The organism is Pleomorphomonas diazotrophica, from assembly GCF_002844595.1.
GTDB lineage: Bacteria > Pseudomonadota > Alphaproteobacteria > Rhizobiales > Pleomorphomonadaceae > Pleomorphomonas > Pleomorphomonas diazotrophica.
The window spans coordinates 1-26,444 of the sequence record NZ_PJNW01000003.1 but is presented as its reverse complement, the minus strand read 5'-3'; the positions used below and the strand labels follow the sequence as shown (position 1 = coordinate 26,444).

At 63.9% G+C, this 26,444-nt stretch carries 25 protein-coding genes and 1 pseudogene; 11 read left to right on the top strand and 15 right to left on the bottom strand.

The features are described from left to right. Nucleotides 1-297: 297 nt before the first annotated feature. Nucleotides 298-1,293 carry an inositol 2-dehydrogenase gene (iolG, locus tag CXZ10_RS06920; protein WP_101288416.1) on the bottom strand — a complete coding sequence of 332 codons (996 nt, stop codon included), beginning with the start codon at nt 1,291-1,293 and terminating at the stop codon, nt 298-300. Nucleotides 1,294-1,870: 577 nt separating this feature from the next. Between iolG and CXZ10_RS06915 the strand changes: the two genes are divergently transcribed. Both CXZ10_RS06915 and iolE read left to right on the top strand, forming a co-directional pair. Next, complete coding sequence (locus tag CXZ10_RS06915) at nt 1,871-2,764, top strand: MurR/RpiR family transcriptional regulator (protein ID WP_244617139.1); 894 nt, start codon at nt 1,871-1,873, stop codon at nt 2,762-2,764. Between the two features lie 258 nt (nt 2,765-3,022). Then, entirely contained in the window at nt 3,023-3,904 is an 882-nt protein-coding gene (gene iolE, locus CXZ10_RS06910) for a myo-inosose-2 dehydratase (protein ID WP_101288415.1), read from the top strand. A gap of 92 nt (nt 3,905-3,996) precedes the next feature. On the opposite strand, the gene CXZ10_RS06905 is transcribed toward iolE, so the two are convergent. The 12 genes from CXZ10_RS06905 to CXZ10_RS06850 all read right to left on the bottom strand — a co-directional run bounded on the left by CXZ10_RS06905 (nt 3,997) and on the right by CXZ10_RS06850 (nt 18,483). Further along, complete coding sequence (locus tag CXZ10_RS06905) at nt 3,997-4,836, bottom strand: metal ABC transporter permease (protein WP_101288414.1); 840 nt, start codon at nt 4,834-4,836, stop codon at nt 3,997-3,999. Beyond that, nucleotides 4,833-5,693 (bottom strand): metal ABC transporter permease, encoded by an 861-nt coding sequence (locus tag CXZ10_RS06900; protein ID WP_101288413.1) that lies wholly within the window; start codon nt 5,691-5,693, stop codon nt 4,833-4,835. The genes CXZ10_RS06905 and CXZ10_RS06900 overlap by 4 nt, the downstream gene beginning before the upstream one ends. Further along, entirely contained in the window at nt 5,690-6,586 is an 897-nt protein-coding gene (locus tag CXZ10_RS06895; protein WP_143741485.1) for a manganese/iron ABC transporter ATP-binding protein, read from the bottom strand. The genes CXZ10_RS06900 and CXZ10_RS06895 overlap by 4 nt, the downstream gene beginning before the upstream one ends. 50 nt (nt 6,587-6,636) lie before the next feature. After that, nucleotides 6,637-7,542 (bottom strand): metal ABC transporter substrate-binding protein, encoded by a 906-nt coding sequence (locus CXZ10_RS06890; RefSeq protein WP_101288411.1) that lies wholly within the window; start codon nt 7,540-7,542, stop codon nt 6,637-6,639. A gap of 243 nt (nt 7,543-7,785) precedes the next feature. Then, on the bottom strand, nt 7,786-8,442 hold the full coding sequence (locus CXZ10_RS06885; protein WP_101288410.1) for a methionine ABC transporter permease: 657 nt from the start codon (nt 8,440-8,442) through the stop codon (nt 7,786-7,788). Then, nucleotides 8,423-9,514, bottom strand: a complete 1,092-nt coding sequence (locus tag CXZ10_RS06880) for a methionine ABC transporter ATP-binding protein (RefSeq protein WP_244617140.1) — start codon at nt 9,512-9,514, stop codon at nt 8,423-8,425. Before CXZ10_RS06880 ends, CXZ10_RS06885 begins: the two co-directional genes overlap by 20 nt. 112 nt (nt 9,515-9,626) lie before the next feature. Next, nucleotides 9,627-10,466 carry a MetQ/NlpA family ABC transporter substrate-binding protein gene (locus CXZ10_RS06875; RefSeq protein WP_101288408.1) on the bottom strand — a complete coding sequence of 280 codons (840 nt, stop codon included), beginning with the start codon at nt 10,464-10,466 and terminating at the stop codon, nt 9,627-9,629. Between the two features lie 232 nt (nt 10,467-10,698). Further along, complete coding sequence (locus CXZ10_RS06870) at nt 10,699-11,187, bottom strand: GFA family protein (RefSeq protein ID WP_101288407.1); 489 nt, start codon at nt 11,185-11,187, stop codon at nt 10,699-10,701. A 109-nt stretch (nt 11,188-11,296) separates the two neighbouring features. Beyond that, nucleotides 11,297-12,223 (bottom strand): aldo/keto reductase, encoded by a 927-nt coding sequence (locus tag CXZ10_RS06865; protein WP_180335894.1) that lies wholly within the window; start codon nt 12,221-12,223, stop codon nt 11,297-11,299. A 221-nt stretch (nt 12,224-12,444) separates the two neighbouring features. Continuing rightward, on the bottom strand, nt 12,445-15,591 hold the full coding sequence (locus CXZ10_RS06860; protein WP_101288405.1) for an efflux RND transporter permease subunit: 3,147 nt from the start codon (nt 15,589-15,591) through the stop codon (nt 12,445-12,447). Then, a complete protein-coding gene (locus tag CXZ10_RS06855; RefSeq protein WP_101288404.1) occupies nt 15,588-16,769 on the bottom strand; it encodes an efflux RND transporter periplasmic adaptor subunit in 1,182 nt (393 codons plus the stop codon). Before CXZ10_RS06855 ends, CXZ10_RS06860 begins: the two co-directional genes overlap by 4 nt. A 262-nt stretch (nt 16,770-17,031) precedes the next feature. After that, complete coding sequence (locus CXZ10_RS06850) at nt 17,032-18,483, bottom strand: 4Fe-4S binding protein (RefSeq protein ID WP_210199862.1); 1,452 nt, start codon at nt 18,481-18,483, stop codon at nt 17,032-17,034. A gap of 259 nt (nt 18,484-18,742) precedes the next feature. Between CXZ10_RS06850 and CXZ10_RS06845 the strand changes: the two genes are divergently transcribed. The 5 genes from CXZ10_RS06845 to CXZ10_RS06830 all read left to right on the top strand — a co-directional run bounded on the left by CXZ10_RS06845 (nt 18,743) and on the right by CXZ10_RS06830 (nt 21,226). After that, a complete protein-coding gene (locus CXZ10_RS06845) occupies nt 18,743-19,285 on the top strand; it encodes an iron transporter (protein WP_101288403.1) in 543 nt (180 codons plus the stop codon). Nucleotides 19,286-19,337: 52 nt separating this feature from the next. Next, on the top strand, nt 19,338-19,646 hold the full coding sequence (locus CXZ10_RS06840) for a cupredoxin domain-containing protein (protein WP_244617152.1): 309 nt from the start codon (nt 19,338-19,340) through the stop codon (nt 19,644-19,646). 38 nt (nt 19,647-19,684) lie between these two features. Then, on the top strand, nt 19,685-20,521 hold the full coding sequence (locus CXZ10_RS06835; protein WP_101288401.1) for an FTR1 family iron permease: 837 nt from the start codon (nt 19,685-19,687) through the stop codon (nt 20,519-20,521). A gap of 275 nt (nt 20,522-20,796) precedes the next feature. Then, nucleotides 20,797-20,943 carry a hypothetical protein gene (locus CXZ10_RS21485; protein WP_180335893.1) on the top strand — a complete coding sequence of 49 codons (147 nt, stop codon included), beginning with the start codon at nt 20,797-20,799 and terminating at the stop codon, nt 20,941-20,943. A gap of 91 nt (nt 20,944-21,034) precedes the next feature. Beyond that, nucleotides 21,035-21,226, top strand: a complete 192-nt coding sequence (locus CXZ10_RS06830; RefSeq protein WP_101288400.1) for a hypothetical protein — start codon at nt 21,035-21,037, stop codon at nt 21,224-21,226. A gap of 84 nt (nt 21,227-21,310) precedes the next feature. Here the strand turns inward: CXZ10_RS06830 and CXZ10_RS06825 are convergent, their stop codons facing one another. Then, nucleotides 21,311-22,375: a zinc-binding metallopeptidase family protein gene (locus CXZ10_RS06825; RefSeq protein ID WP_101288399.1), complete on the bottom strand. Its 1,065-nt coding sequence runs from the start codon at nt 22,373-22,375 to the stop codon at nt 21,311-21,313. A gap of 415 nt (nt 22,376-22,790) precedes the next feature. Between CXZ10_RS06825 and CXZ10_RS06820 the strand changes: the two genes are divergently transcribed. The 4 genes from CXZ10_RS06820 (at nt 22,791) to CXZ10_RS06805 (ending at nt 26,078) form a co-directional block, all read left to right on the top strand. Continuing rightward, nucleotides 22,791-22,952: a DUF1328 domain-containing protein gene (locus tag CXZ10_RS06820; protein ID WP_101288497.1), complete on the top strand. Its 162-nt coding sequence runs from the start codon at nt 22,791-22,793 to the stop codon at nt 22,950-22,952. A gap of 121 nt (nt 22,953-23,073) precedes the next feature. Continuing rightward, a complete protein-coding gene (locus CXZ10_RS06815; RefSeq protein WP_101288398.1) occupies nt 23,074-24,579 on the top strand; it encodes a sensor histidine kinase in 1,506 nt (501 codons plus the stop codon). 29 nt (nt 24,580-24,608) lie between these two features. Next, nucleotides 24,609-25,022 carry a response regulator gene (locus tag CXZ10_RS06810; protein WP_180335899.1) on the top strand — a complete coding sequence of 138 codons (414 nt, stop codon included), beginning with the start codon at nt 24,609-24,611 and terminating at the stop codon, nt 25,020-25,022. Next, the gene (locus CXZ10_RS06805) at nt 25,023-26,078 is read left to right on the top strand and encodes a sensor histidine kinase (RefSeq protein WP_101288396.1); all 1,056 of its coding nucleotides are present in this window, start codon (nt 25,023-25,025) and stop codon (nt 26,076-26,078) included. An 18-nt stretch (nt 26,079-26,096) separates the two neighbouring features. Here the strand turns inward: CXZ10_RS06805 and CXZ10_RS21480 are convergent. Further along, nucleotides 26,097-26,444, bottom strand: a pseudogene (locus CXZ10_RS21480) (hypothetical protein); the annotation flags it as partial.

The window sequence follows — 26,444 nt, the reverse complement described above, 5'->3', positions numbered from 1 at the left end:
GGTGAGGCTCCTGCCTGACGGGGGCTGCCATGACGCGCCGCGATGGCTTTGAACCAAACGTTCAAAAACCCACAGTCGCTGGCTATGCAGCAGGGCCCGCGAATTCCTGTGCGCCGGTCGGGCTTCGCGCCGGGACGTCGGATCCGGGGGCGGTGCTCTCGCCTACTCGACACTTGGAGACGCGCAGGCAAGGATCGAAGACTTCGATCGGGCTCGGCTGAAAGGCCGCGACGCAAGGCAAGAGGCATACGCCCTCATGAAGACGGCCGGCGGTGTGGCGCCGGCCGTCCACTGTGCTCAGTAGGCGATGTCGACCTGACGACCTTCCTTCAGCGAAAGCATGGCGGCGTCGGCCATGGCCAGTGCCTTGAGGCCATCCTCGCCCGAGGGATGCATCGGCTTGCCGGCATCGAGCGCCTTGATGAAGGCGGCGATCTCGTTGGCGTAAGCCTGCGTGTAGCGCGTCATGAAGAAATCGAGCAGCGGTTCGCGGCGGTAACCCTGGGCGTCCGCCACCTCGACGGTGGTGGCGCGCATGTTTTCGGCGTGCACCATGCCCTTCGACCCGTGCACCTCGATGCGCTGATCGTAGCCGTAGGTGGCCCGGCGCGAGTTGGAGATCTGGGCGATCTTGCCCGACTTGGTGGTGAGGATGACCGAACCGCTGTCAATGTCGCCGGCCTTGCCGATCTCCGGATCGACCAGGCTCGAACCGACCGCGAACACCTTGACCGGATCCTCGCCGAGCAGGAAGGCCGCCATGTCGAAGTCATGAATGGTCATGTCGCGGAACATGCCGCCCGACCGCGCCACATAGCTGGCCGGCGGCGGAGCAGAATCGCGCGACGTGATGGACACCATTTCCACCGCGCCGATCTGGCCGGCGTCGATGCGGGCCCGCACCTCCATGAAATTGGGGTCGAAGCGACGGTTGAAGCCGATCATCAGCGGCGCCTTTTCGCGTGCCACGGTATCGAGGCAGCGGCGCACGCGCGCGATGTCGAGGTCGACAGGCTTCTCGCAGAAGATCGCCTTCTTGGCGCGCGCAGCCTGTTCGATCATGTCGGCGTGCATGTCGGTCGGCGTGGTGATCAGAACGGCGTCGACATCCTTGGCATTCATGATCTCGTCGATCGTCCGCACCTCGGCGCCCGATGATTTCGAGATGAAGGCAGCCGCTTCCGGCAGCGCGTCGGCGACGGCCACCAGTTCCGCCCCCGGCGTGGCGGCGACGGCGCCCGCATGCACCTTGCCAATGCGTCCGGCGCCCAGCAATCCAAATCTCAGTGCCATGATAGAGCTCTCTCCCTCGACTGTTTCCGCCGGGATATCGCGGTTCTTCCCGCCGGCTAGTTGCATCTGACCGTCGCCGCGCCAAAAGGTGAAAACGATTCACAATCTCTTTCGGGATTGGCCGTCGCGAGCCCGGTCCCATCCGTCCATTGCTGAGGTCAGCGGCGTGTTTGTTGGATGATATGGAACGGTCTCTTTTCTAGATGGAATTTAAGTTCCATCTCGTCTGTCCGTCAAGGCCTCCCCGGCTCAATCGGCCCGCCGCTTCCATCGGGATCACTACTATTTGGTCGTAGGCGTTGGCTTGGACGTCTGGCGGTAGTCGGCTCCGTGTCGACGGTATCACGCAAACCTCCTTTCTCTTTCAAAGAGATGGAGAGGCGGCGGGTCGAGGATGCTTGTCTCTGTGCGCTGCTCGGATCGCCAGCGGGGACGAGACGATCGATACGGGCCGGCCTGGCTGACTGAGACTTTCGGCCGTTTCTTTGTCGATGCCAACGGCGCTCGGATGGTCTAACATCGGATGGAATGATGGAATATGGTTGAAACATCCAATTCGATTTGGAACGAGGCTGGGATGACCGACGAAAGCGAGCCTATGCATTTCGATGATCCTGATGGCGCCGGACCGCCGCCGCAGGAGTTCCGCGCCCTGCGCGACATCATCATCGAACGTCGGGACAAGCTGCCGCGCCGATTGGCCCAGGTCGCAGCCTACGCTGTCGAGTCGCCCGACGAGATTGCCTTCGGCACCGTGGCGAGCATCGCCACGGCCGCCAAGGTGCAGCCCTCCACCCTTGTCCGTTTTGCCAAGGCAATGGGCTACAAAGGCTTCTCCGAGCTCCAGGTCGTGTTCCAGGAACGCCTGCGCGATCGCCCGACCAATTACGACGAGCGCCTCGACGCCTTCTCCACTCATTCCTCCGGCCGGCCCGTCACCGCCGCCATGCTGGATGGCTTCGGCAAGGCCGCCATCCGCTCGGTCGAGCGGGTTTGCGAACGCATTGACCCGGCAACCATGGATAAGGCGGCGCAAATCCTCGCCGATGCCGACACGATCTACCTGATCGCGCAACGCCGCTCCTATCCCATCACGTCCTACATGGCCTACGCGTTTGGGAAGCTGGGAATCCGCACCGTGTTGGTGGGGTCGCCGCTCGGCATCGATCGCGAGGTTCTCAACTTCGCCGGCCCGCGCGACGCGGCTTTCGCCATCAGTTTCACGCCCTATTCCTCCAGCACGGTGGATCACATGCGGCAGGTTGCCGCCCAAGGGGTGCCGCTGGTGGTGATCACCGACAGTCCGTTCAGCCCCCTGGTGCCGGAAAACGGTGCCTGGTTCGAGATCGTCGAAGCCGACTTCGAGGGCTTTAGGTCGCTGTCGGCCACCTTGACGGTCGCAACGGCACTGGCGGTGTCGGTAGCCGACCTTCGTCGAGGTCGCGAGAAGCGGAATTTACATGCCGAATGAAATGAAATAGGGAATAATTGGGTCGGAATTCGGCGGGTTAAGAGCGGAGCGCCCATCCTCCGGTATGCAGCCGGAACATGTTCCTTGTGGTGAAAGGCGGTTCTTGGATTGGGTTTTGGGCGGAACGCCTGTTCCACGGCGCAAGAGCGGGACGATGGCCGGGGCTAAGCCCCGATGTCCTGCCGTGACGAAGCATTTGGCAAACAACAGCCCGGTCGGCGCAGAGCTCGAACTGGTGCGGCTAGTGGGAGAGAAAACATGATTCGCATTGGCGCCAACCCCATCTGCTGGTCGAACGACGACCTCTGGGAGATCGGTGGTGACATCCCCGTCGAGCAGTGCCTCACTGAAGCGCGCGACGCCGGCATTCAAGGGATGGAGAAGGGGCACAAGTTCCCCTCAGATGGCCCGGAACTCAAGAAGCTGCTCGCCGACTACGGCATGGTCTTCGTTTCCGGCTGGTACTCCACCTTCCTGCTCGAGCGCGACGCCGATGCCGAGTTCGCCGCAGCGCAGGATGAGCTGAAGTGGCGCAAGGAAGCCGGCGCCGAAGTTCTGATCGTCTGCGAGTGCACGCGCACCGTTCATGGCACCCAGTCGGCGCCGCTGACGAGCCGCCCCGTGCTCACCGATGCCGAATGGGCCGTCTTCCTGCCGCGCATGACCCGCTTTGCCGAGCTGGTGAAGGGCTACGGCCTGCAGGTGGTCTATCATCATCACATGGGCACGGTGGTCCAGACCCCGGAAGAGGTCGACCGCTTCATGGCCGGAACCGGCCCGGCGGTGAAGCTTCTGCTCGACACCGGTCATATGACCTGGGGCGGCGGCGATGCCGTGGCGATGGCGCGCAAATACGCCGACCGCATCGGCCATGTGCACACCAAGGATGTCCGCACACCGATCGCCAAGAAGGCGCTCGCCGAGGGCTGGTCCTTCCTCGATGCCGTCCTCGAAGGGGTCTACACGGTGCCCGGCGACGGTTCGATCGACTTTGCGGGCGTGTTCAAGGCGCTGCCCAACTATTCTGGCTGGGTCATTCTTGAGGCCGAGCAGGACCCCAAGAAGGCCAACCCGAAGACATACGTCAACATGGGCATCGCCAACCTGAAGCGGTTCCTGGCCGAGGCCGGGCATCGCTGACGTCAGGGCGTCTGACGTGAAACAGCCCCTGGAGCTCGGCTTCAGGGGCTTTGTCGTGTCATGACGGATACGGCTCGCAGGGGGTGAGGCGATCAGGCGGTGGTTTCCGCCCGCGAGGTCCGAACGATCGATGCGATGAAGGCCGCGACGAACAGGACTGCCATCAAGAGCACGATGGTCGGCGCCGGCGCGCTGTCGAGGAAGAAGGACAGGTAGACGCCGACGAGCGAGGCGATGACCGCGACAGCTGTGGCAACCAGAAGCATGGCGGCAAAGCGCCGGGTGACGAGGAAGGCGATGGCGCCCGGGGCGATCAGCATGGCGATTGCCAGAATGATGCCGACCGCCTGCAAGGCACCGACGATGGTGAGCGAGATCATGGCGAGAAGGCCATAGTGCAGCAGACCGACGGGCAGTCCGGACGCTCTCGCCTGCGCTGGATCGAAGGCATGCAGCAGCAGATCCTTCCACTTGGCACCGATGACCAGGGTGGTCGCGGCGGCGATCGCGGCAGTGAACGCGACATCCTGCCATGACACGCCGAGCATGTCGCCGAACAGAATATGGTCGAGATGCACCGTCGCCTGGATCTTCACATGGAGAACGAGGCCGAGGCCGAACATGCCGGAGAACACCACGCCCATGACGGTGTCCTGCTTGATGCGGCTGTTGTCCTTGAGAAAGCCGGTGGCGAGCGCGCAGAGCATGCCGGCCGTGAAGGCGCCCACCGCATAGGGCAGGCCGACGATATAGGCGACGACCACGCCGGGGAACACGGCATGCGAGATGGCGTCGCCCATCAGCGACCAACCCTTCAGCACCAGAAAGCAGGACAAGAGCGCCGTCGGCACCGCCACCAGCGCCGCGATGACCAGCGCCCGGACCATGAAATCGAACTGGAAGGGCGAAAGGAGGGTGTCGATGACGGTCATCGCGAGACCTCCGGGGCCTCAGCCGCACGTCGGCGTGCTGCCAGCAGGCCATGACGCGGCGCCAGCAGGAAGGCCACGAGGAAGATCGTCGCCTGGAGCACCACGATGATGCCGCCCGTGGCGCCGTCGAGAAAGTAGCTGATATAGGCGCCGATGAAGCTGGTCAGCGCGCCGATCGCCACGGCGATGGCGATGAGGCGCGGGAAGCGATCGGTCAGGAGATAGGCGGTGGCGCCCGGTGTCACCACCATGGAGATCACCAGGAAGGCGCCAACTGTCTGGAGCGCCGCCACGGTCGATGCCGACAGCAGGGTGAAGAACACGATCTTGAGGGCGGTCGTATTGAGGCCGATCGATTTGGCGTGGGTCTCGTCGAAGAAGGTCACCATCAGGTCCTTCCATTTGGCAAGCAGCACGACGAGCGACACGACGCCGATGACCACGAGTTGCAACGTGTCAGCCGGCGCGATTGCGAGCACGTTGCCGAGCACGATGGTCTGGATGTCGACCGACATCGGCGACAGCGACATCATGAACAGGCCGAGACCGAAGAAGGAGGAGAAGATCAGGCCGATGATGGCGTCCTCGCGCAGCTTGGTGCGATGGTTGAGGAACAGCATGGCGGCGGCGGCGAGTCCGCCGGCGAAAAAGGCGCCAACCGAGAAGGGCAGGCCGAGCATGTAGGCGCCGGCCACGCCGGGCACGATGGCATGCGACAGCGCGTCGCCGATCAGCGACCAGCCCTTCAGCATCAGGTAGCAGGACAGGAAGGCGCAGACGCCGCCGACCAGCGCCGACACCCACATGGCATTGACCATGTAATCGTAGGAGAATGGCTCCAGAAGCGCGGCCATCATTCAAGCCTCTCCGAGCTGGCGACCATCCGGCTGGCCTTGCCGTCGCGCAGCACCAGCGCCCGCTCGTCGTCGGTGATGACGCCGACCGGATAGGACTCGCCGTTACGCTGTTCGCTCAGGATGAAGTGCCGGAGTGCACCGCCAAAGGCGATTTCGAGGTTGGCCTGGGTGAAGACTTCCGCGGTCGGGCCATAGGCCAGCACCGCCCCCTTGACCAGCACGGTGCGGTCGCAGAACTCCGGCACACTTCCGAGGTCGTGGGTCGACACCAGCATGACCCGACCCTCTTCGCGCAACTCCTTGAGCAGATCGATGATGGCACCTTCGGTCTTCAGGTCGACGCCGGTGAACGGCTCGTCGAGCAGGATGACCCGGCTGTCCTGCGCGAGTGCGCGCGCCAGGAACACGCGCTTTCGCTGCCCGCCCGACAACTCGCCGATCTGGCGCTTGCGAAAATCCGTCATGCCGACGCGGGCCAACGCGACAGCGACAGCCTGATGGTCGTTGGGGCGCGGCCGGCGCAGGAAGCCCATGTGGCCGTAGCGGCCCATCATCACCACGTCCTCGACCAGCACCGGAAAGTTCCAGTCGACCTCTTCGCTCTGGGGCACGTAGGCGACGAGATTCTGGCGCAAAGCCTCGGCCACCGGCCGGCCGAAGATGGAGATGGACCCGCGCGCCAGCCGCACGAAGCCCATCACCGCCTTGAACAGGGTGGATTTGCCCGAACCGTTGACGCCAACCAGCGCGGTGATGGTGCCGGCCGGCGCCTCGAAACTGGCGTCGCGCATGGCCGTGTGGCCGTTGCGATAGGTGATGGTCGCCGATTTCACCGCGATCCCCGCCTCAAGGGTGCCGGCGCTCGTTCCGTGCTGGTCGGGTGTCTCGGTCATCGAAGAAATCTTTCGGTAGAAGGACGGCGCGGCTTCTGGTTCGTGCCGGGTCAGGGCGCAGCGGCCAGACCCTTGGCGATGGTGTCCGCCGTGACGCGCAGGAGATCGAGATAGGTCGGCACCGGGCCATCGGGCTCGCTCAGCGAGTCGACATAGAGCACGCCGCCATATCTAGCGCCGGTCTCGCGCGCGACCTGTTCGGCCGGCTTGGGCGACACGGTGCTTTCGGAGAAGACGACGGCGATACCATGCTCGCGCACCGCGTCGATCACCTTGCGGACCTGTTTCGGCGTGCCTTGGCTGTCGGCGTTGATCGGCCAGAGGTAGAGTTCGTTGAGGCCGAAATCCCGGGCAAGATAGGAGAAGGCGCCTTCGCTCGTCACCAGCCAGCGCCGGTCGGGGGGGAGGGCGGCAAGTTTCGCCCGGATGGGATCGATGGCCGCCGCGATCTTCGCCTTGTAGGCCTCGGCGTTGGCCCGATAGGTCTCGGCATTTCCCGGATCATACCTGGCGAAGGCGTCGCGGATATTGTCGACATAGACGAGCGCCGACGTCGGCGACATCCAGGCATGCGGATTGGGCTTGCCGCTATACGGCCCCTCGGCGATGCCGATCGGCTCCACGCCGTCGGACACCACCACGCTTGGCACATCCTGGAGATTGTCAAAGAATTTCTCGAACCAGAGTTCGAGATTGAGCCCGTTCCAGAGAATCAGCCTAGCGCCCTGCGCCCGCTGAATGTCGCCGGGGGTCGGCTGATAGTTATGGATCTCGGCGCCGGGCTTGGTGATCGACTCAACGATGGCGGCGTCGCCCGCCACGTTCTTCGCCATGTCCGAGATGACGGTGAAGGTCGTTACCGCCTTGAACTTCTCCTGGCCGACCGCCGCCCCCGCTGACAGCGCCTGTGCCATCACTGCGACAAGCGCCAAGCCTAGCCATCGCATACCGCGCATGAGCCGATCTCCTGTAGGCTAATCTCGAAGATGTAGCCTAGGCATCATATGCAGTTGCAAATCACTTGCAATAAAAACTTGAGGCCGGCAACACATCGGAGGATCGCCGAAGCCGAGGCTCGGCGAGCGAATGTTCCCACAGGTCGCTGAGGCCGGGGGAGCTCAGGCCAAGACCGTCTCGGCGAGACCGAGACACCCATCTTGCGCAGGTCAGTTGCCAGGTAGGGCCGCTGGTCGCTTGTCTCAGGCGCGGTGATCGAGGCGGGCGACCAGCCGGTCGCCGAGCCACTGGATGCCGGACACCAGCACGATCAGTACCGCGACCACGGCGATCATGACGCCGGTCTCGAAACGCTGATAGCCATAGCGGATGGCGAGATCGCCGAGGCCGCCGGCCCCGATGGCGCCGGCCATGGCCGAGGCGCCGACCAGGGTGACCAGCGTCACAGTGAAGCCGGCGACGATGCCGGGCAGCGCCTCGGGAACCAGCACCTCGCGCACGATGGTCCAGCGATTGCCGCCCATGGCGCGCGCCGCCTCGATCAGGCCGGGATCGACCTCGCGCAGCGACACCTCGGCGACGCGGGCGTAGTAGGGCGCCGCGGCAATGGCCAGCGGAACGATGGCCGCCGCCGTGCCGAGCGAGGTGCCGACCAGCAGGCGGGTCAGCGGGATCAGCGCCACCAGCAGGATGATGAACGGCACAGAGCGGAAGCCGTTGATCACCCAACCCAGCGCCCGGTTGACGAGGAAGTTCTCGGCGATGCCGCCGCGGTCGGTGGCGACGAGGATGAGCGCCAGCGGCAGGCCGGCGACGAAGGAGATGACGCCGGAGGCCAGCGTCATGACAACCGTCTCCCAGATCGACTGGAGCAAGAGGTTAAACAGGACGGGAGACATGGCCGAGCACCTCGACGCGGGCGTTGATGGACCGGAGGTAGGTTGTGACGTCCTCGACAAGGGCGGCCGGTTCGCGCGGGACGGTCAGGAAGAAACGGGCGACCGGCTGGTCGTGGATATGATCGATGCCCCCATGCAGGAAGTGAACGGTCGCCGGCAGATGATCCAGGATGTCGACGAAGAGGCCATCCCCCAGGGCGGGGTCGGTCAAGTCGACGCCAAGCACCACCTCCTGGCCGTCGGTCGCAAGGCGCGAGGCGACATGCGCAGGCAGTTGCGGCCGGACGCCGGACAGAAGGCTCTGCGTCAGTTCGGTCTTCGGATCGGAGAAGACGTGCCAGACCTCGCCTTCCTCGACGATACGACCGGCTTCCAGGACCGCCACGCGGTCGCCGATCGTCCTGACCACCTCCATCTCGTGGGTGATGAGGACGACGGTGACGCCGAGCTTGCGGTTGATGTCCTTGAGGAGCGTCAGGATGGCGCGGGTGGTCTCGGGATCGAGGGCCGACGTCGCCTCGTCGGAGAGCAGCAGGGCGGGGCGCGCGGAAAGAGCGCGGGCGATGCCGACCCGCTGTTTCTGGCCGCCCGACAGCGCCGACGGATAGGCACCGGCCTTGTCGGAAAGGCCGACGAGGTCGAGAAGTTCCAGCGCCCGCGCCCGCCGCTCGGCCTTGCTCCAGCCGGCGATCTTCAGCGGCAGGGCGACGTTGTCCACCACCGTCTTGGCGGACATCAGGTTGAAGTGCTGGAAGATCATGCCGATCTTGCGGCGGATCGGCTGCAGCTCGCTTTCGCTGAGGCCGACGATGTTGCGCCCCTCGATTTCGATGCGGCCGCTGTCGGGGCGCTCAAGGCCGTTGAGGCAGCGGATCAGCGTCGACTTGCCGGCGCCGGACCGGCCGATGATGCCGAGGATTTCGCCGCGCCGCACGGTGAGCGACAGATCATCGAGGGCGCGTGTCGGGCCGAAACTGCGGCTGACGCCGGATAGTGCGACGACCGGCGTCTCCAAGGCGCCGGGTGCGGGGTCCACGGCCGCGAAGGCTGTGGCGGACGGCTGCGAGGTCACGTTTCTTCCAGTCATATCTCGTCCGGAGAGTGCCGCGATCGGGCCTCCCCGATGAACGCGATCCGGCGGAAACCCGCCGGATCGCTTCTTCAACGGCTTTCCGTCGCGTCGGTCAATAGGCGGCGACGCCGGTCCCCTTGTAGACCTCGTCAAAAACCGCCTTCACCGTCGGGTTCTGGTAGGCGGCAACCAGCTTGGTCACCCATGGCTCCTTGGCGTCGGCTTCGCGCACGGCGATGAAGTTACGATAGGGGTTGTCGGCGATCGCCTCCTGGGCGATGCGGTTCTCCGGCGTCAGGCCGGCCTTCAGCGCCCAGTCGGTGTTGACGACGGCGCCGTCGAGGTCGTCGATGGCCCGGCCGACCACACCGGCATCAAGTTCCTTGATCTCGAGATTCTTCGGGTTCTCGGCAATGTCGGCGACAGTGGCGAGAATGCCCGTACCGTCCTTCAGCTTGATGAGGCCCTGCTGCTCCAGCACCTTGAGGGCGCGGCCTTCATTCGAGGGGTCATTCGGCACGCCGATACTGGCGCCGTCAGCGAGGTCGGCTACTTTGGCGTGGGTCTTGGAGTAGAGGCCGATCGGCCAGAGGCCGGTGTAACCGGCCACCACGATGTGATAGCCGTTCTGCTGGATCTGGTTGTCGAGATAGGGCTTGTGCTGGAAGGCGTTGGCGTCGATCTCACCTCGCTCCAGAGCCTCGTTCGGCTGCGTGTAGTCGTTGAAGGTGACCAGCTCCAGCGTCAGGCCGGCCTTCTCGGCCTCGGCCGCCGCAGCGCGCCAGACATCCTCATCCTCGCCCGACATGATGCCGACCTTGATCGACGTCTTGTCGGCGGCAAGCGCCGCCGTCGCGCCGAGAGCAGCGACGGACACGAGCGCAGCGGCGCCGGCAAGGGCGGCAAGGCCCGCGCGACGGGTAAGGGCGATGGTGAGGAGCGTCTTGGTCATCTCGTATGTTCCTGTTCGGTATCCGCATCAGACACTGTCGTCTTCGCCGCAAAATATGGCAGATGCCCTTTGTCAGGGCGACGACGCGCACAGCCATTGCGCAGCGTGCCTGCGAAAAGTTCTGCCCAAAAGCGCCAGAGAGACAGACGAATTTTCTACGGGTGCGCTCCCGCCAACGCTTTCGGCGAAATGAAGTCGCCAGCCCCGAGTCCATAGCCCCGCTTGTCGAGTTTCATGGCCGGCGTGGCGGCCAGACTTCCGTGTCGTGATCGGGATGCTGATGGTTGGTGCTGCTGATCCGGTGCAGCATGTCGGGATTGTCGGCATAGGTGGAACTGTCGCCGGGCACGTCTAACAGGCCGGCATACCAGGAGACGCGGCTTTCATTGCCATACTGGTTCTCGGGTGGCGCGCGGCTGGGCTCATCGAGCGTGCCGCCCATGACGCCGAACTCGTCGTCCTCGGGATAATCGAAGCTTATTGGCGTACCGCAGGCGTTGCAAAAGCCGCGACGGCCGACATCCGAGCTCATGAAATAGCTGAGCGTGCCTCGCGTCAGGTGGAAAGCCGTCTTGGGTATGGGGCAGATCACCGCGAAGGGGCCGCCGACGGCCTTCTGACACATGCGGCAATGGCAGACATGGACATGTCGCGGCGGTTGATCGAGGGCGTAGCGAACGGCGCCGCACTGGCAGCCACCGGTAATGCGGACTTGGCTCATTGTTCCGGCCCGAAACCAATGACACGATGCAAGGGGAGTGTTGCCCCATTGCCGGCAATGATCAAGCTGTCATGTCTTGCAGAGCGAGTGCGACGTCTGCCGGAAAGGCTCAGGCCGCGTCGGCGGTTCGGCGCGGATGCACCGGCCCTCTCCCGCTGCCGAGCGCCGGCAGCAGCTTGCCGATATCTGAGAGATCGCGCACCGAAAGCTCGATGTCCGCCGCCTTCGCGACGGCAGACAGGTCCTCCGGGCTGCGAACGCTGACGGCCACCGCGGCCACTCCCGGCCAGCTCAGGCTCCAGGCGGCGGCAACGGCAGCCGGGCTCGCCCGTCGGCGTGTGGCAATGGTTCTGAGAAGCAGCCGCATGCGTTGCAAGGCGTCGTCGTCCGACCGGTCCGCAACCGTCAACTCGGTGCTCGCGGCGCTGTGGCTGGCGATGACCGCCGGCGTCGGCTGCCGCCGCCCCAGCAACTCGCCGTCGCTGACGCGGCGATCGAGCAACGACATCTCCACATGGAGGGAGTCGCAGGTGCCGATCCGTTCGGCGCGCTCAAGATGGGCGCTGTCGGGCGCGATCAGCCCCAGGCTGCGCACGACGCCGCTCTGCCTGAGGTCGAGCAGCATCGACCAGGCATCCTCGAACGATGCGTCGGAAGGAACCCCAACGTGAAGCTTGACGAGGTCGGCGGTTTCGATGCGAAGTCGAGAGAGCGATCGTTCGAGCTGCCGACGCAGGCGGCGCGGCTCCAGGGTAGGGCGCAACTGTGCCTGTCGGGAGCGGCCGTCCCAATCGAAGCCGACTGCCACCGCCACGGCTGGGCGGTCCCCGGCCGGCAAGGCGGTGAGATTGTCGCCTATGCGGCGCTCGACCTCTCCGCGGTCGAAGATAATGTCGGTGTCGATCCAGTTGATGCCAAGGTCAAGAGCGCGCCGGACGACAGCGTCCACCTGGCTTCCGTCCAAGGTAAAGGCCGCCGTGCCGAGCCCGACCCGCGAGAGCTGCAAACTACCGATGGTGGCTTGTCTGCCTGGCATTCGCCCTTCGGACATGGTCTCCTCTCGGATGGCTGCCACGCACCGGCGGCGCCGGTACCTGAAAAGGCTAGCCAATATCGGAAGGGATCATCAGGGCTGGGTTTTCCTTTTTCCGCCGGTCACCGGAACGATATGCCGCGCGAGCGCGGCTTTGCCGCACGCGGTTTGCGCGCCTCGTCCCGGCTGACCGTGTTTGCTCATTCTCCATCGCGGGGATGATGTCATGCCTCTGCGGCGCTACTCCGTGGTTCCCGCCGTCTGGCCGTGAGCCGTTGGATGGTCACGAACAGCAGCGGCACGAAGAACACGCCGAGCAGCGTTGCCGAGATCATGCCGCCCATCACGCCGATTCCGATGGCGTTCTGCGCCGCCGAACCGGCACCGGTGGCACGGGCAAGTGGCGTCACGCCCAGCACGAAGGCAAGCGACGTCATGACGATCGGTCTGAGACGCAGGCGCGCCGCCTCAATGACCGCTTCGACCGCCGTGCTGCCGCGTTCCATCAGGTCCTTGGCAAACTCGACGATGAGGATGGCGTTCTTGGCAGTGAGTCCTATGGTGGTGAGCAGACCTACCTTGAAGTAGACGTCGTTCGATTGGCCGAACAGCTTGGCGAAGGCGAGCGCGCCGAACACGCCGACCGGCACCGCCAAGAGTACCGAGAAGGGAATGGCCCAGCTTTCATAGAGCGCGGCGAGGCACAGAAAGACGACGATCAGGGACACGGCGTAGAGCAGCATTTCCTGCGAACCGGCCAGGCGTTCCTGATAGGAAAGGCCCGACCAAGCCGCCGAGTAGCCGCCGTCGAGATCGGCCACCAGCGCCTCGGCTGCCGTCATCGCATTGCCAGAACTGACGCCGCTGGCCGCTGTTCCATCGAGGGCAACGGCCGCGATGCCGTTGAACCGGTCAAGCGAAGGCGAGCCTTTCACCCACTCGGTGCTGGCGAAGGCGGAAAACGGCACCATTTCGCCGCTGTCGTTCTTTGCATACCAACGATCGATATCGCCGGGCTGCATGCGGAAGGGCGTATCGCCTTGCACCATGACCGACTTGATTTCGCCCTGGTAGATGAAGTCGTTGACGTCGGAACCGGAAAAGACGGTGGTAATCAGGCTGTTGATGCCGGACAGCTCGACGCCGAGCGCCCCGGCCTTGTTCCTGTCGATGTTGATCTTGAGCTGGGATTCCAGCGTGCGGGTGTTGCCGCGCAGATTGGTGATAGAAGCGCTGGTGGCCGCCTTGTCGGCCATTTCGTTGGCCGCTGCGCTGAGTGCCTCGCGCCCCTCGTTGCCGCTGTCCTGGAGATACATCGAGAAGCCGCTGGTCTGGCCGAGGCCCTGGATGGCCGGTGGCGCCAGCACGAACACCTCGGCATCCCGGATCTTCCGAAAATGTGCCGATGCGCGGGCGGCGACGGCGCTGGCGGCGAGGCGGCTGTCGGTTCGCTGATCGAAGTCCTTCAGGCGAACGAAACCCATGGCGGTGTTCTCGCCGCTGCCCGAGATACTGAAGCCAAGCGTCATGAACACGCTCTGGACCGCGTCTTTCTCCTCGGTGAGATAATAGTCCTGCACCTTGTCGATCACTGCCTGGGTGCGGGCGGCGTTGGCGCCGGCCGGCAGGGTGATCATGGTCATCAGGACGCCCTGGTCTTCTTCCGGCAGGAAGGAGGTCGGCAGCGCGCTGTAGAGCCCGTAGGACCCGGCAACCAGCGCGAGGAAGACGGCGAACATCCGTATGGGCCGCAACACAACCCGGCCGACCATGCGGGAATAGCCGTTCGTCAACCGCTCGAAGATGCGATCGAACCAGCCGAGCCACCGGTGAAGCGGTCCCTCGTGGCTCGGCTTGAGCATGAGCGCGCAAAGGGCTGGGGTCAGGATGACGGCGACCAGAACCGAGAGCAGCATGGCGCTGGCGATCGTCACCGAGAACTGCCTGTAGATGACGCCGACCGAGCCGGAGAAGAAGGCCATCGGGATGAACACGGCGGTCAGCACCAGGGCGATGCCGATCAACGCGCCGGTGATCTCACCCATCGACTTTTCGGTCGCCTCGCGCGCCGGCAGCTTCTCGTCGCGCATGATGCGCTCGACATTCTCGACCACGACGATGGCGTCGTCGACGAGGAGGCCGATGGCCAGCACCATGGCGAACATGGTCAGCATGTTGATCGAGTAGCCGAGCGCCGCGAGCACGCCGAAGGTTCCGAGCAGCACCACCGGCACGGCGATCATCGGGATCAGCGTGGCGCGAATGTTCTGCAGGAACAGCAGCAGCACCAGGAACACCAGGACGATCGCCTCGATCAGCGTCTCCACCACCTTCTCGATGGAGAGCTCGACGAAAGGCGTTGTTTCGTAGGAATAGGCGATCTCCACGCCATCGGGCAGGGAAGCCTTCAGGCTATCGAGTTCGGTGTGAACGAGATTGGCCGTGGTGATGGCATTGGCACCGGAGGCGAGCTGCACGCCGAAGCCGGCAGATGGCAGTCCATCGAAGCTCGAGTTCTGACCGTAGCTTTCAAGGCCGATTTCGACGCGGGCCACGTCCGACAGGCGCACAACCGAGCCGTCGGCGGCGGTCTTCAGGCTGATGCGCTTGAACTCGTCGACCGAAGTCATCTGCGACTGGGCAATGATGGTGGCCTTGAGCTGCTGGCCCTTGACCACCGGCGTCGCGCCGATCGAACCGGCGGCCACCTGGGCGTTCTGCGCCTTGATGGCGGTCGTCACGTCGCTCGGCACCAACTGGTATTTGAGCATGGCCGCCGGATCGAGCCAGATCCGCATGGCATAGCTCGAACCGAAGGATTGCACGCCGCCGACGCCTTCCAGCCTTTCGATGCGATCCTCGATCTGACTGGACATGATGTCCGACAACTCGTCGGAGCTGTAGCGTCCGTCACGGGAGATGATGTTGCCGATCATCAGGATGCCGGACGGCGACCGGTTGACGCGGACGCCGGCGTCCTGCACCGCATCCGGCAACTGGGACTCGACACGCGACAGCTTGTTCTGCACCTCCACCTGGGCCAACTCCGGGTCGGTGCCGTTGGAAAAGGTGAGCTCGATCGAGGCGGAGCCGGTGCTCGAAGAGGATGCCATGTAGAGCAGGCCATCGAGACCGGTCATGGCGCTTTCGATCTTCTTGGTGACCGAGTTTTCGACCGCCTCGGCGGTGGCGCCCGTGTAGGTCGCGTTGACGCGCACCGTCACCGGCGCGATATCGGGATATTGCGAGATCGACAGCGAATAGATGCCCATGACGCCGGCGAGCAGCGTGGAGATGGCCAGGACGATGGCGAACACCGGCCGGGCAATGAAGAAGCTGGCGAGCGCGTTGCGGGGTGAGGAGAACGTCATTTGCCGCTCCCCGCCGTCAGATCCTGTTCGACCACGCCATCGTCGTCGATGGTCGCCTCGACGGGCACGACCTCAGCGCCCGCCGAAAACTTCTGAAAGCCGTCGACGATCAATCGGTCGCCCGCTGAAAGTCCGTCGGTCACGATCCAGTTGTTGCCGGACGTTCCGGCGGTGGTGATGCGCCTGGTCTCGGCCTTGTTGTCCTGAGATACTACGTAGACGGTGGCGACGCCGTCGTCGCTGCGCGTCACGGCCCGCTGTGGCACCAGGAAGGCATCGTTGAGCGAGCCGAGATCGACGCTTGCCTGGACGAACATGCCCGGCAGGAGCACGCGCTGACTGTTGGGGAACGTGGCGCGGAGCGTGAAGGTGCCGGTGGTTTCGCTCACCACCATCTCGGTCAGAGAGACGGAGCCGGCCGTGCCGTAGGGCTTGCCGTTCTCGAGCGTGAGCGTGACGGCCGGTGGATTGCCGCTTCCGCGTCCCAGACGCCCACTGTTGACCTCGTCGCGGATGCGCAGGAGGTTGGCGCTGGAGTCGACGAGGTCGACGTTGATCGGGTCGATCTGGCGGATGGTGGCGAGCGCATCGGTCTGGTTCTCGGTGACCAGTGCGCCGACGCTGACCGCGGACACGCCGATAACACCGCCGATCGGTGCACGGATGGTGGCATTCTCAAGATTGATGCGCGCTGTCTCCAGGTCGGCCCGCGCCGCCTCCTCGGAGGCCTGGGCCTGCAGCAGCGTCGAACGGGAATCATCGACGGTCTGAGCGGCGACAGCGTTGCTTTCGGCCAGTTTGGCATTGCGATCGTAGGCCGTTTGTGCACCGGCGGTGGCCGCCTCGGCTTTCTTGACGGCGGCAGAGGCGGCGGCATATGCCGCCTTGAACTTGGCGTCGTCAAGTTCGTAGAGCACGTCGCCGGCCTCGATGACGCCGCCTTCCTTGAACGCGATTTTACGGACGATGCCGGACACCTGTGGTCGAATTTCCGCCGTGGCCAAGGCGATGACGCGGCCCGGCAGCTCCATGGTATGCGGTACTGATGTCGGCTGGAGCGACACGTAGCCGACCTCTGCCTTTCCGGCCGGCGGCGGCCCCGACGGACCGCTCGGCTGGCAGGCGGCAATGAGGGTCAGAACAAGCACTACGCCGCCAAGTCTTCCGATAGCGCGCATGTTTTGGCTCCAGCCATAAGTTCCGTATCAAAATGTTTCGGAACAAATCGTCGAACGACAGTCGTGAACGGGATCAATAGTTTCCCGCCCTCCGCTAAGTCAACGTCATGCTGGAGATGAATGGTAACCGGATATACAATTGTCGCAAGCTGGAAAAGAACTGACGTCGTATGCTTGAAAGGAAAGGGAAATATTTCGCGGGCAATCGTTTCTGATCGCCCGCGTCATTAGCGATGACTGGAAAGTTTGTCGTTGACGGTGCCTAAAGTCCGAAGATGGCCGGCCACCAGCCGAAGCCGACGAACAGGCTGCCGGCGATGCCGGGAAGGAGCGGTATCCAGCGCTTGCCCAGAGCCAATCCCTGGCGCCGCAAAATGCGGTCGCCGAGCCAGATGCTCCAGACGACGCCGATCAGGAACAGGCCGCCGCGGATGATATGCACGCCTTCCATGCCGACGAACGTGTCGCTGAGGGGCATCAGCAGCTCGGCGCCGAGACCGATGATGAGGCTCATGAGCGCCACCGGCGCATATTGGTAGCCGAGTTCCGTGAAGACCTGACCGAAGCCGCCGTCGGCACCGAGCCGGCGGGCGATCGCCGCACCCAAGGCCGTCAGGCTGGCGAGAACGGCGGTGAGCAAGGCCATGGTGCCGAGCATGAAGCCGACGATCATGATGAAGTCGAGCCACAGGAAGGTTTCGGCCCGCGCCGGGTGCACGCTCATCAGCCAGGACGGACCGATGCGGGTGATCCAATCGATGTGGTTCTGGATCGCCCAGACGCCGAGGCCTTGGCGCATCGCTTGATACTGCGGCAGCACCAGCCAGAGGAACCCGCCGAGCGCCACGCCGGTGTCGAGGAACAGGAACCAGGCCTCGGCCGGGTTGGCGCGATGGTCGCGGATCTCCTCCACTTCGACGCCGGGCCGGCGCAGGTCCAGCCGTATGCTGCCGGCCGCCTTCGGGTTGACGCAGCGGAAGCACTCGATGCAATGGCGGCTTTCGACCTTGCGCGGCAGATCGATCATGGTCGGGCAGGCGCCGCGCTCGGTATAGGCGTCGCCGCCGCTCAGGCGGATCTTGGGCGTGAACTGCACGGCGCCAAGCCGGGAGTAGAGGCCCAGCACGCGACCGATCGGGCAGAGGTGGCGACACCAGACGCGCTTGTTGCGGCCGTAGAGGCCGCCGATGGCGATGGCGAGCAGCATGGTGCCGCCGAACAGGCCGGCCGCCGCTTCCGGATGGTCGCGCACGCCGATGGTCTGTCCATAGAGCGTCATGATGATGAAGCTGAGGGCAGGGGTACCCTCCCACTTGATCCAGCCGGGAATGGCGCGCTGCAGGCCATACTTGTTGGCGAGCTCGGAGGCGGCACCCATCGGGCAGAGCGTGCCGCACCACAGGCGGCCAAGCACTATCACCGACAGAAAGACCAGCGGAAACCAGATACCCCACAGGAGATAGCGCAGGAACAGGGTCGGATTGGAGAGAATGCCGCTTTCGGCGGGCGGGTCGGGCAGCAGCACCGGCAGGCCGATCACCACCAGGAACACGCCGAACATCAGCACTTGGATCCAGCCGAAATGCCGCCGCCATTGGACGAACAGCGTCTCGGCCTTGCGCGTGAAGGAACTGCGTGAGTCAACGCCACCGGCTTCGATCATGATTTTCGCGGCCGGGCCGACGAAATCTTCGCCGCGGGCAAGCCTGTTCATTACGTGTCCCTCCGACACCGACATCCTGACTGCGCGCTTCGCCCGTCCGCGAAACACGCACGACTGCTAATTGCTCGCACTTGCATTAGCGGATCAAGCTGGTGGTTTCCCTCACGCGCCCGAGAATCCGGCCAGGCAAAACCTCCGCCGCGTCAAAAGTTTAGAACATTTCTATTATCCGTCAGGGGTTTCCCCATGATTGACCTCTCGCTTCTAAAGCCAATACTAATGACAATCATTAGCAACTGGGACGATAAGAATGCGCATCCTGACTGGACTGGCTCTGGCCTCGGCGGCCTTTGGTTTCGCAACGAGCGCCTTTGCGCTCGAGTATCCGATTGGTGAGCCGCAGTTCGGCGGCGGCATGGAGGTAGCCGCGGTCTATCTTCAGCCGATCGAGATGGAGCCGGCCGGAATGATGCTGGCCGCTGATAAGGCCGATGTCCACCTTGAGGCCGACATCCACGCCACCAAGGACAACGTCAACGGTTTTGCCAATGGCGACTGGGTGCCCTACCTGGAGATCACCTATGAACTGACCAAGGATGGCAAGACGGTTGCCAAGGGTCCGTTCATGGGCATGGTCGCATCCGACGGCCCGCATTACGGCGACAACGTCAAGCTCGACGGCCCCGGCGTCTATCAGCTCACCTACAAGATCGCGCCGCCTTCCGGCAGCGGCCACATGGCGATGTTCGGCCGTCATGTCGACAAGGAAACCGGCGTTGCGCCCTGGTTCGAGCCCTTCGAGGCTAAGTACGAGTTCACCTATGCTGGTACGGGGAAAAAGGGTGGCTACTGAGCCTCTTCTCAACACGACGCACCGGCGGCGGCTTTGTCAGACCGCCGGCTGCCTGCTCGTGGTTCTCGCGGCGGCTACTCCGGCCGCCGCCGAGGACGACCCGGTGTTCCGCATCGAGTTCAACGACGGCACCATGACGCCGAGTCGCATCGAAGTGCCGGCCGACACCCGCTTCGAGCTGCAACTGGTCAATCTCGGCAAGACGCCGGCCGAATTTGAAAGCGTGCCGCTTCGCAAGGAAAAGGTGATCGGGCCGGGTGTCACCACGTCCATGGTCATCAAGTATCTCGATCCGGGCGAGTATTCCTTCTTCGACGACTTCCATCCGGAGGCGCCACCCGCTGTCCTGGTCGCGAAGTGAACGGACGGGCGTAACGGGTCAAGACGAGGTTTGGTTCAATGTTCGGCTCCATCGCCTTCGTGGTCTGGCGTGAAAGCGTCGAAGCGCTGCTGGTCATCGGCATTCTCGATGCATGGCTGCGTGCGGAGACGCGCGATACCGGCCGCGCCCGCCTCTACCTGTGGGGCGGGGTCGCCGCCGGTCTGGCCTTTGCCGGCCTTCTCGCCGCGCTGCTGGTCCGGCTGGGCGATGCCATCTCCGAGGAGGCTCAGCTCGCCTACACCACGGGCATGGTGCTGATCGCCGCCGTTCTCATCCTCCAGATGGTCTTCTGGATGCGCAAGCACGGCCGGTCGATGAAGCGCGACTTGGAAGCGCAGCTCTCCATCGCCGTCATCCGTCGCTCCTGGTGGGGCGTTTTCGTGCTGGCGCTGGTCGCCGTTGCCCGCGAGGGCAGCGAGACGGTGATCTTCCTCTACGGCATCCTGTCGTCGGGCGCCGCCGGCGATCTCGTCTCCGGCGTGGGCGCTGGCCTGTTCGGCTTTGCCCTGGCGCTTCTGAGCTACGGCCTTCTGCAGGCCGGCAGCCGCCTCCTCTCCTGGCGCCTGTTCTTCAGGATTACGGAGATCATGCTGCTGTTCCTCGCCTGCGCCTTGCTGATGACCGGCATCGACGGCCTGATCGACCTTGAAATACTGCCGCGCCTGTCGCGCCGCCTTTGGGACAGCGGCTGGCTGCTCTCCGATGGCGATGCCACCGGCGGCTTCATCTCGGCCCTGACCGGCTACCGGGCGACCCCCAACCTGATGGAACTCCTCGTCTTCGTCGGCTATTGGGCCCTGGTGCTGTTCGTCATCTTCCGTCCGAAACGGCCGGTGGCACCCGTGCTCGCCTGACGACACCGCAAGCTTTGACAAAAGCAGGCCCCGGCGCTCCAGAGAGGAGCGCCGGGGCTTTTCACGTTCGGTGCAACAGCCAGCCGGCATGTCGCGCCGGTCAGTCTCAGGTCAGCCCGGACGTCGAAGATGTGACGGGAAACACCGCGAATATTTCGAGCCAAAGGGAACCAACCGATCGCTGGAGGTGTTTTCCTCACGAAGGCCGGTTCATTGCCGGACTTCGTTCGGTACGCCGGGCCATTTCGGCCCAGCATCCAAGTTGGGGAGACGCCATGAGTCGTCAGATGCTTGTCGCCGTCGTCGTTCTTCTTGCCGCAGGTGTCGGCGTGCTTGGTTATCAGCTCTATGAAGAGAAGAAGCAGCCGGACGGTGTCGAGATCTCGATTGGCGAAAACGGCGTATCGGTCGAAGGAAAGTAACCCGCGTCAACCGGACCGTTACGGTCCCAGCCGCAAACGGTACCGCCCGCCCAGCTCACGCTTCCGGTCGGTGCAAAAAGAGGATCAAGCCATGCCCGCCCTTGCCCTCGTTGAACAGTCCGCTCCCGTCGTGACGACTCTGGCCGCTCAGTTTCTGGCTCTGGCGCCGCTGATTGCCGCCGTGATCTTGCTTGTCGCCGCCCTCTCGGCCGGTGGGCGCGGCGTTCCCGCCGCCGAAATCGTGCCGCGTCGTTCGGCCCGTGGTCGGAAGACCGGAGGATGATGTCGGTGTCTTCGGGTCATCGCTCATAGCCCGGTTCCCTAGGGAGCCGGGCTTTTTCGTGACCATTCGCCCACCCGCAAGTGGTCAGGCGCCGCGCGCTCCGACAAGGGCGTGAACGAATTCCAGCTTGGACAGAACCTCCGCGGAAAGAATGAAGGGGTAGAAGTCCCTCTGGCCGAGCGAGCGGTTGATCTCGTTGACCGCCACGGTGAGCGGCGGCCAGGCCGTGGCGAGCGCCGAGAAGTCGCGCTGTCTGTAGGGCGAGAAATCGACGCTCAGGTCGAGCTGTTCTGGAGCGGCGACGCGCGGCGACACCACCAGCCCCAGGGCGTGGGCCGTTTCCAGGGCATCGACCATGTGGACGTAGTGGGCAAAGGTCTCCGCGAAATCCTCCCAGGGATGGCAGGCTGCGTAGGAACTGACGAACCGGCTCTGCCAGTCGGCGGGCGGTCCGTCGCGATAGTTCCTTGCGAGCGCCTCGGCATAGTCCTGCCGTTCGTCGCCGAACAGCGCGCGGAAGGCCTCTAGACGGCCGCCGTCGCGGACCAGCCGATCCCAGTAATAGTGGCCGATCTCATGCCTGAAATGGCCTAGCAGCGTCCGATAGGGTTCGCCAAGGCTGACGCGGCGCTCCTCGCGGGCTGCGTCGTCCGCCTCGGCGATGGCGAGCGTGATGACGCCGTCGGCATGTCCGGTCATGACGGGCTTGACGGTTCCGTCCGGCCCGACCTCGTCGGCAAGGAAGTCGAAGGCGAGCCCGGCTTCGGCGTCTTCGGTCTTGTCGGGCGCGGGAAGGCGCCAGGCGATCAGCGAATAGAAAAGATGGCGCTCGGCCGATACGACCCGCCGAAAGGCGTCGATCGTCGTGTCGTCGGTCAGGGCGGGAATTGTCCGGTTGTGCCGACAGGCCGGACAAAGCTGTCCCGCCTGGTCAGATGGCAGCAACCAGTTGCAGGCCGCGACGTCGGCATTGGCACAGAAGACGAATTCCTTGCCGAGGGCACCGGAGAACCAACCATTTTCGGATGCTTCCAGAGCCGTCATGCGCGAACGGTCCGGAACATAGCCGAGGCGCCTGTTGCAGGCCACGCAGGCTCCATTGTCGAAATGGACCGTGTTGCCGCAGTTGTCGCAGGAAAAGAGCCTCATTGGTTTCTTCACCCTGGTTGGCCGGGATGCCGTTATCACGAAACCGCCGGTCCCCTCGGGAGGACCGGCGGCGTGGTGTCTGTCGTCGGGAGCGGCGCGGCGTCCGATCCGGGTGTCGACATCAGCGGTAGAGAAGGGCGATCAGGATGATGATCGGGATCGGAACGCCGAGAAACCAGAGAAGGATGCTTCGCATGGTGCCTGCTCCATTGCTGAGATGAGATGAAATGCCCTTCGGGGATCGGTTCCGGGTGACGGGCTTCGATCATTACAACGTGCCAATGTCACGCCGGTTCCGAATGCCGCTAAGAACGCTTTTTCCTATGGTGACCCAACGGAACGAACAGTTGACCGGAACCGACCAGGCGATCCAGCGTTGTTCCATCCGAAAGCGCATCAGATGGAGTCATTCGCCATGCTTTACTGGTCTCTCATCTTTCTTGTCGTGGCTCTGATCGCCGCCGTCTTCGGTTTTTCAGGTATCGCAGCTGCCTCTGCTGGTATTGCCAGGGTGCTGTTCGGGCTGTTCCTGATCCTGTTCGTGGTGAGCTTCGTCTTCCAACTGCTCCAAGCCTGACGGTGCAGCCCGGCAGGCTCGTACATTGCGAAGGAGCGATCAACAGGATGGTACTTGTAGTTTCCCGGTTCGCAGGCAGTATGCCTCGGCTATTTCTGCGCGAGCGGGGGGAAGTCGGTAAATGCTGAGATTCGGTGGAGGTCGGGTCGTCGGCTACAGTCTTCTGCTTCTGGCGGGCGGGGCGGTCGTCTTGTTGATGATCGTCTCGGCCGCCTTCATTTTCTCATCACGGTCGCAGTTGCACGGCACTGAATCGCTGCGGGCAGCGCGCGTTGACCGTCTTGTGCTGGAGTTCATCTCCGATCTCGCCGATGCCGAAACGGCCCAGCGCGGCTTCATCATCACCGGCGATGCGGCCTATTTGGGGCCTTATGAGTCGGCCCTGTCGGAGTTCGCCGAAGATTCCTCCGACCTCGGGCTGAGGGCGGCTGAGGTGGGCGAGGGCAAGGCGATAGCCCCCGAACCTGTGGACGAGCTGGTTGCGCTTGGCCGGCAGAGAATGGATCTGATCAGCAGCAATCTCGCCAGATACCGGGCCGGAAACTTCGATAAGGCAGAACTCGTCGCGGCCATGGAGAGCGGCCGCGCATTGATGGATCGGGTTCGAGAGAAAGGCGCCGTCATTCGCGAGATCGCGGCGTCGGTTCGCATCGCCCGTGCCGCCGCCATGCGGGACACCGCCGCCATGCTCAGAACGATGATCAGCCTCGGTGTGGCGATGATCGTCGTGCTGACGGCCGGTGCCGCCATGGTCATAACTCGTCATATCAGGCAGATCGGCGAAGCCCGGGAAGAGCTCATTGAAATCAATCAGGAACTCGAGTCGCGTGTGCGCGAGCGCACCGAGGCGGTCATGCGAACCAACGACGAGTTGCAACGCTATGCCTATATCGTCAGTCACGACCTCAGGGCGCCGCTCGTCAACATCATGGGCTTCACATCCGAGTTGGAGACAGCTACCGAGCGCCTGACCGCCTATGTCCGTAAAGTAGGTGATGACGATGACCCCGATCGCGCCGACGCGCTTCTTGCCGTTGACGAGGACATTCCCGAAGCGCTCGGTTTCATCCGCTCGTCGATGAAACGCATGGATGGTCTCATCAATGAGATCCTGAAGCTGTCGCGCGCCGGTCGTCGTGTGCTTGAGCCGATGCCGCTGGACATGCAGAGCCTCGTCTCTGAGTGCATCGATTCCATTCGTCAGCGGTTCGCGGAAGCGGGGGCCGAGGTGCGCATCGAGGGGCGCCTGCCCGACGTCGTGTCCGACCGTTCGGCCTTGCAGCAAATCTTCACGAACCTTCTCGACAATGCGACCAAATATCTGAAGGATGGCCGCCCGGGACAAATCACCGTTCGCGGTCGGCTGGAGCGCGGAGCGGCCGTGTTCGAGGTCGAGGACAATGGCCGGGGAATCGCCGAAGCCGATTTCGAGCGCATCTTCGAACTGTTTCGACGCGCCGGCGCACAGGACAAGCCCGGAGACGGCATCGGTCTTGCGCACACCCGCATGTTAAGCCGTCGCCTGGGTGGCGACGTCTCGGTCAGAAGTGACGGAGAAAATGGGACGACCTTCATCGTGACGATCGCCCGTGATCTGGTATTGCGTATGGGGAGAAACGAAACGTGAGCAAGGAACCCAAGCCCGTGGCGATCATCATGATCGAGGATGACGAAGGGCATGCCCGCCTCATCGAGAAGAACATTCGTCGCGCCGGTGTCACCAACGAGATCATCTCCTTTCGGAACGGCACCAGCGCCATCAACTACCTGTTGGGATCGGATGGATCGGGGCTGGTTGCCATCGGCCGGCCGTCGCTCGTGCTGCTCGACCTCAACCTTCCGGATATGACCGGCATCGACATTCTGGCGCGCCTCAAGGCCAACGAACACACGCGGCGCACCCCGGTGATCGTCCTCACGACAACCGACGACGCGCGCGAGATCCAGCGCTGCTATGATCTCGGCGCCAATGTTTACATCACCAAGCCGCTGAATTACGAAAGCTTCGCCAACGCCATCCGTCAGCTCGGCCTCTTCCTGTCGGTGATGCAGATTCCGGAGCTGGATTGAATGCCCTATGGAACCGATCTCAAGGAGCCTATCCGGGTCTTGCATGTCGAGGACGACGTCGCCCTCGCTGCTCTGGTCCGCAAGGCTCTGGCCCGACGCGGGCATGAGACGGTTCACGTCACGACCGGTAACGAGGCGCTGAAGCTCATCGCCGAGGGCGGTATCGGCGTCATCGCCCTCGATCATACGCTCGCCGCCGAGACCGGGCTGGATATCCTCGCCCGCATAGGGCCTCGCAGCGCTCGTCCGCCAGTGGTCTACGTCACCGGATCGATGGATGCCCGGCTGGCCGTCGAAGCCCTCAAGCAGGGCGCAGACGATTATGTGATCAAGGACGCGTCGCCGGAGTTCTTCGACCTCCTGATCGCCTCCCTTGAGCAGGCTTTCGAGCGCTGGCGGCTGAAAACCGCAAGGGCACGCGACCAGCAACTGATCCGCGAGGCGCGCGACCGCGCGGAAATGCTGCTGAAGGAGGTCAACCACCGGGTGGCCAACTCGCTTGGCCTGGTTGCCGCCATGGTTCGGATGCAGGCCGCTGCCGTCAGCGATCCTCATGCCCGCCACGCACTCGAAGAGACGCAAAGCCGCATTTCAGCGGTCGCCGGCGTTCACCGCCATCTCTACACTTCCGACAATATCGGCGAGGTCGATATCGGCGCCTATCTGACCCATCTGGTTGGAGAACTGTCAGCGTCACTGACGGGCAACGGCGCCCATCGCATGGTCAAGACGAATCTCATCCCCATTTCTCTGCCTACAGACAAGGCGGTAACGCTTGGCGTCATGGTCGGAGAGCTGGTAACCAACGCCTTCAAATATGCCTACTCACCAGACGCCAGTGGAGAAATCCGCGTCCATTCCCGCAGGCTGGAGGGGGGGCGACTGCTGGTATGCGTCGAGGACGACGGCATCGGTTGGGATGGTACAGGTCCGGCCCAAGGGACGGGAATCGGCTCGAAGGTTTTGCGCGCCATGGCGCGCAATCTCGATGCCGAAATCTCCTATTCCCAGACCAGCCCCGGCACGCGCGTCTGCATTGAGTTTCCAGACGCCTGAGCCTTTGCTGCCGGTCGTTCAGCGACGCAGAGTGTTGCGCGCCAGCCAGAAGCCGATGCTTGCCACACCGACGACAGCGGCCAGCCGGGTATGCCGTGCTGCCATGGAGGCTGCCGTCGGAACGAAGGCGACTGCTGCGCTGGACGCAACGGCCGACCTCAGTTCCCGTTGCGCCCTCTTGAGCACCTGCCGCGCGACGAGAAGCGCGATCAGGGCGAGCAGGAACAGCGAACCGGCAACGATCAGCGCGGCAACTTCCGGCTCATAATGGCGGGCCAGCGCGATATGCGCGGCAAAGGCCACAAATCCGACCGCCAAGGTCACCATCATCACCGCGACTGTCGCGGCGGCGGCGGCAAAGCCGCC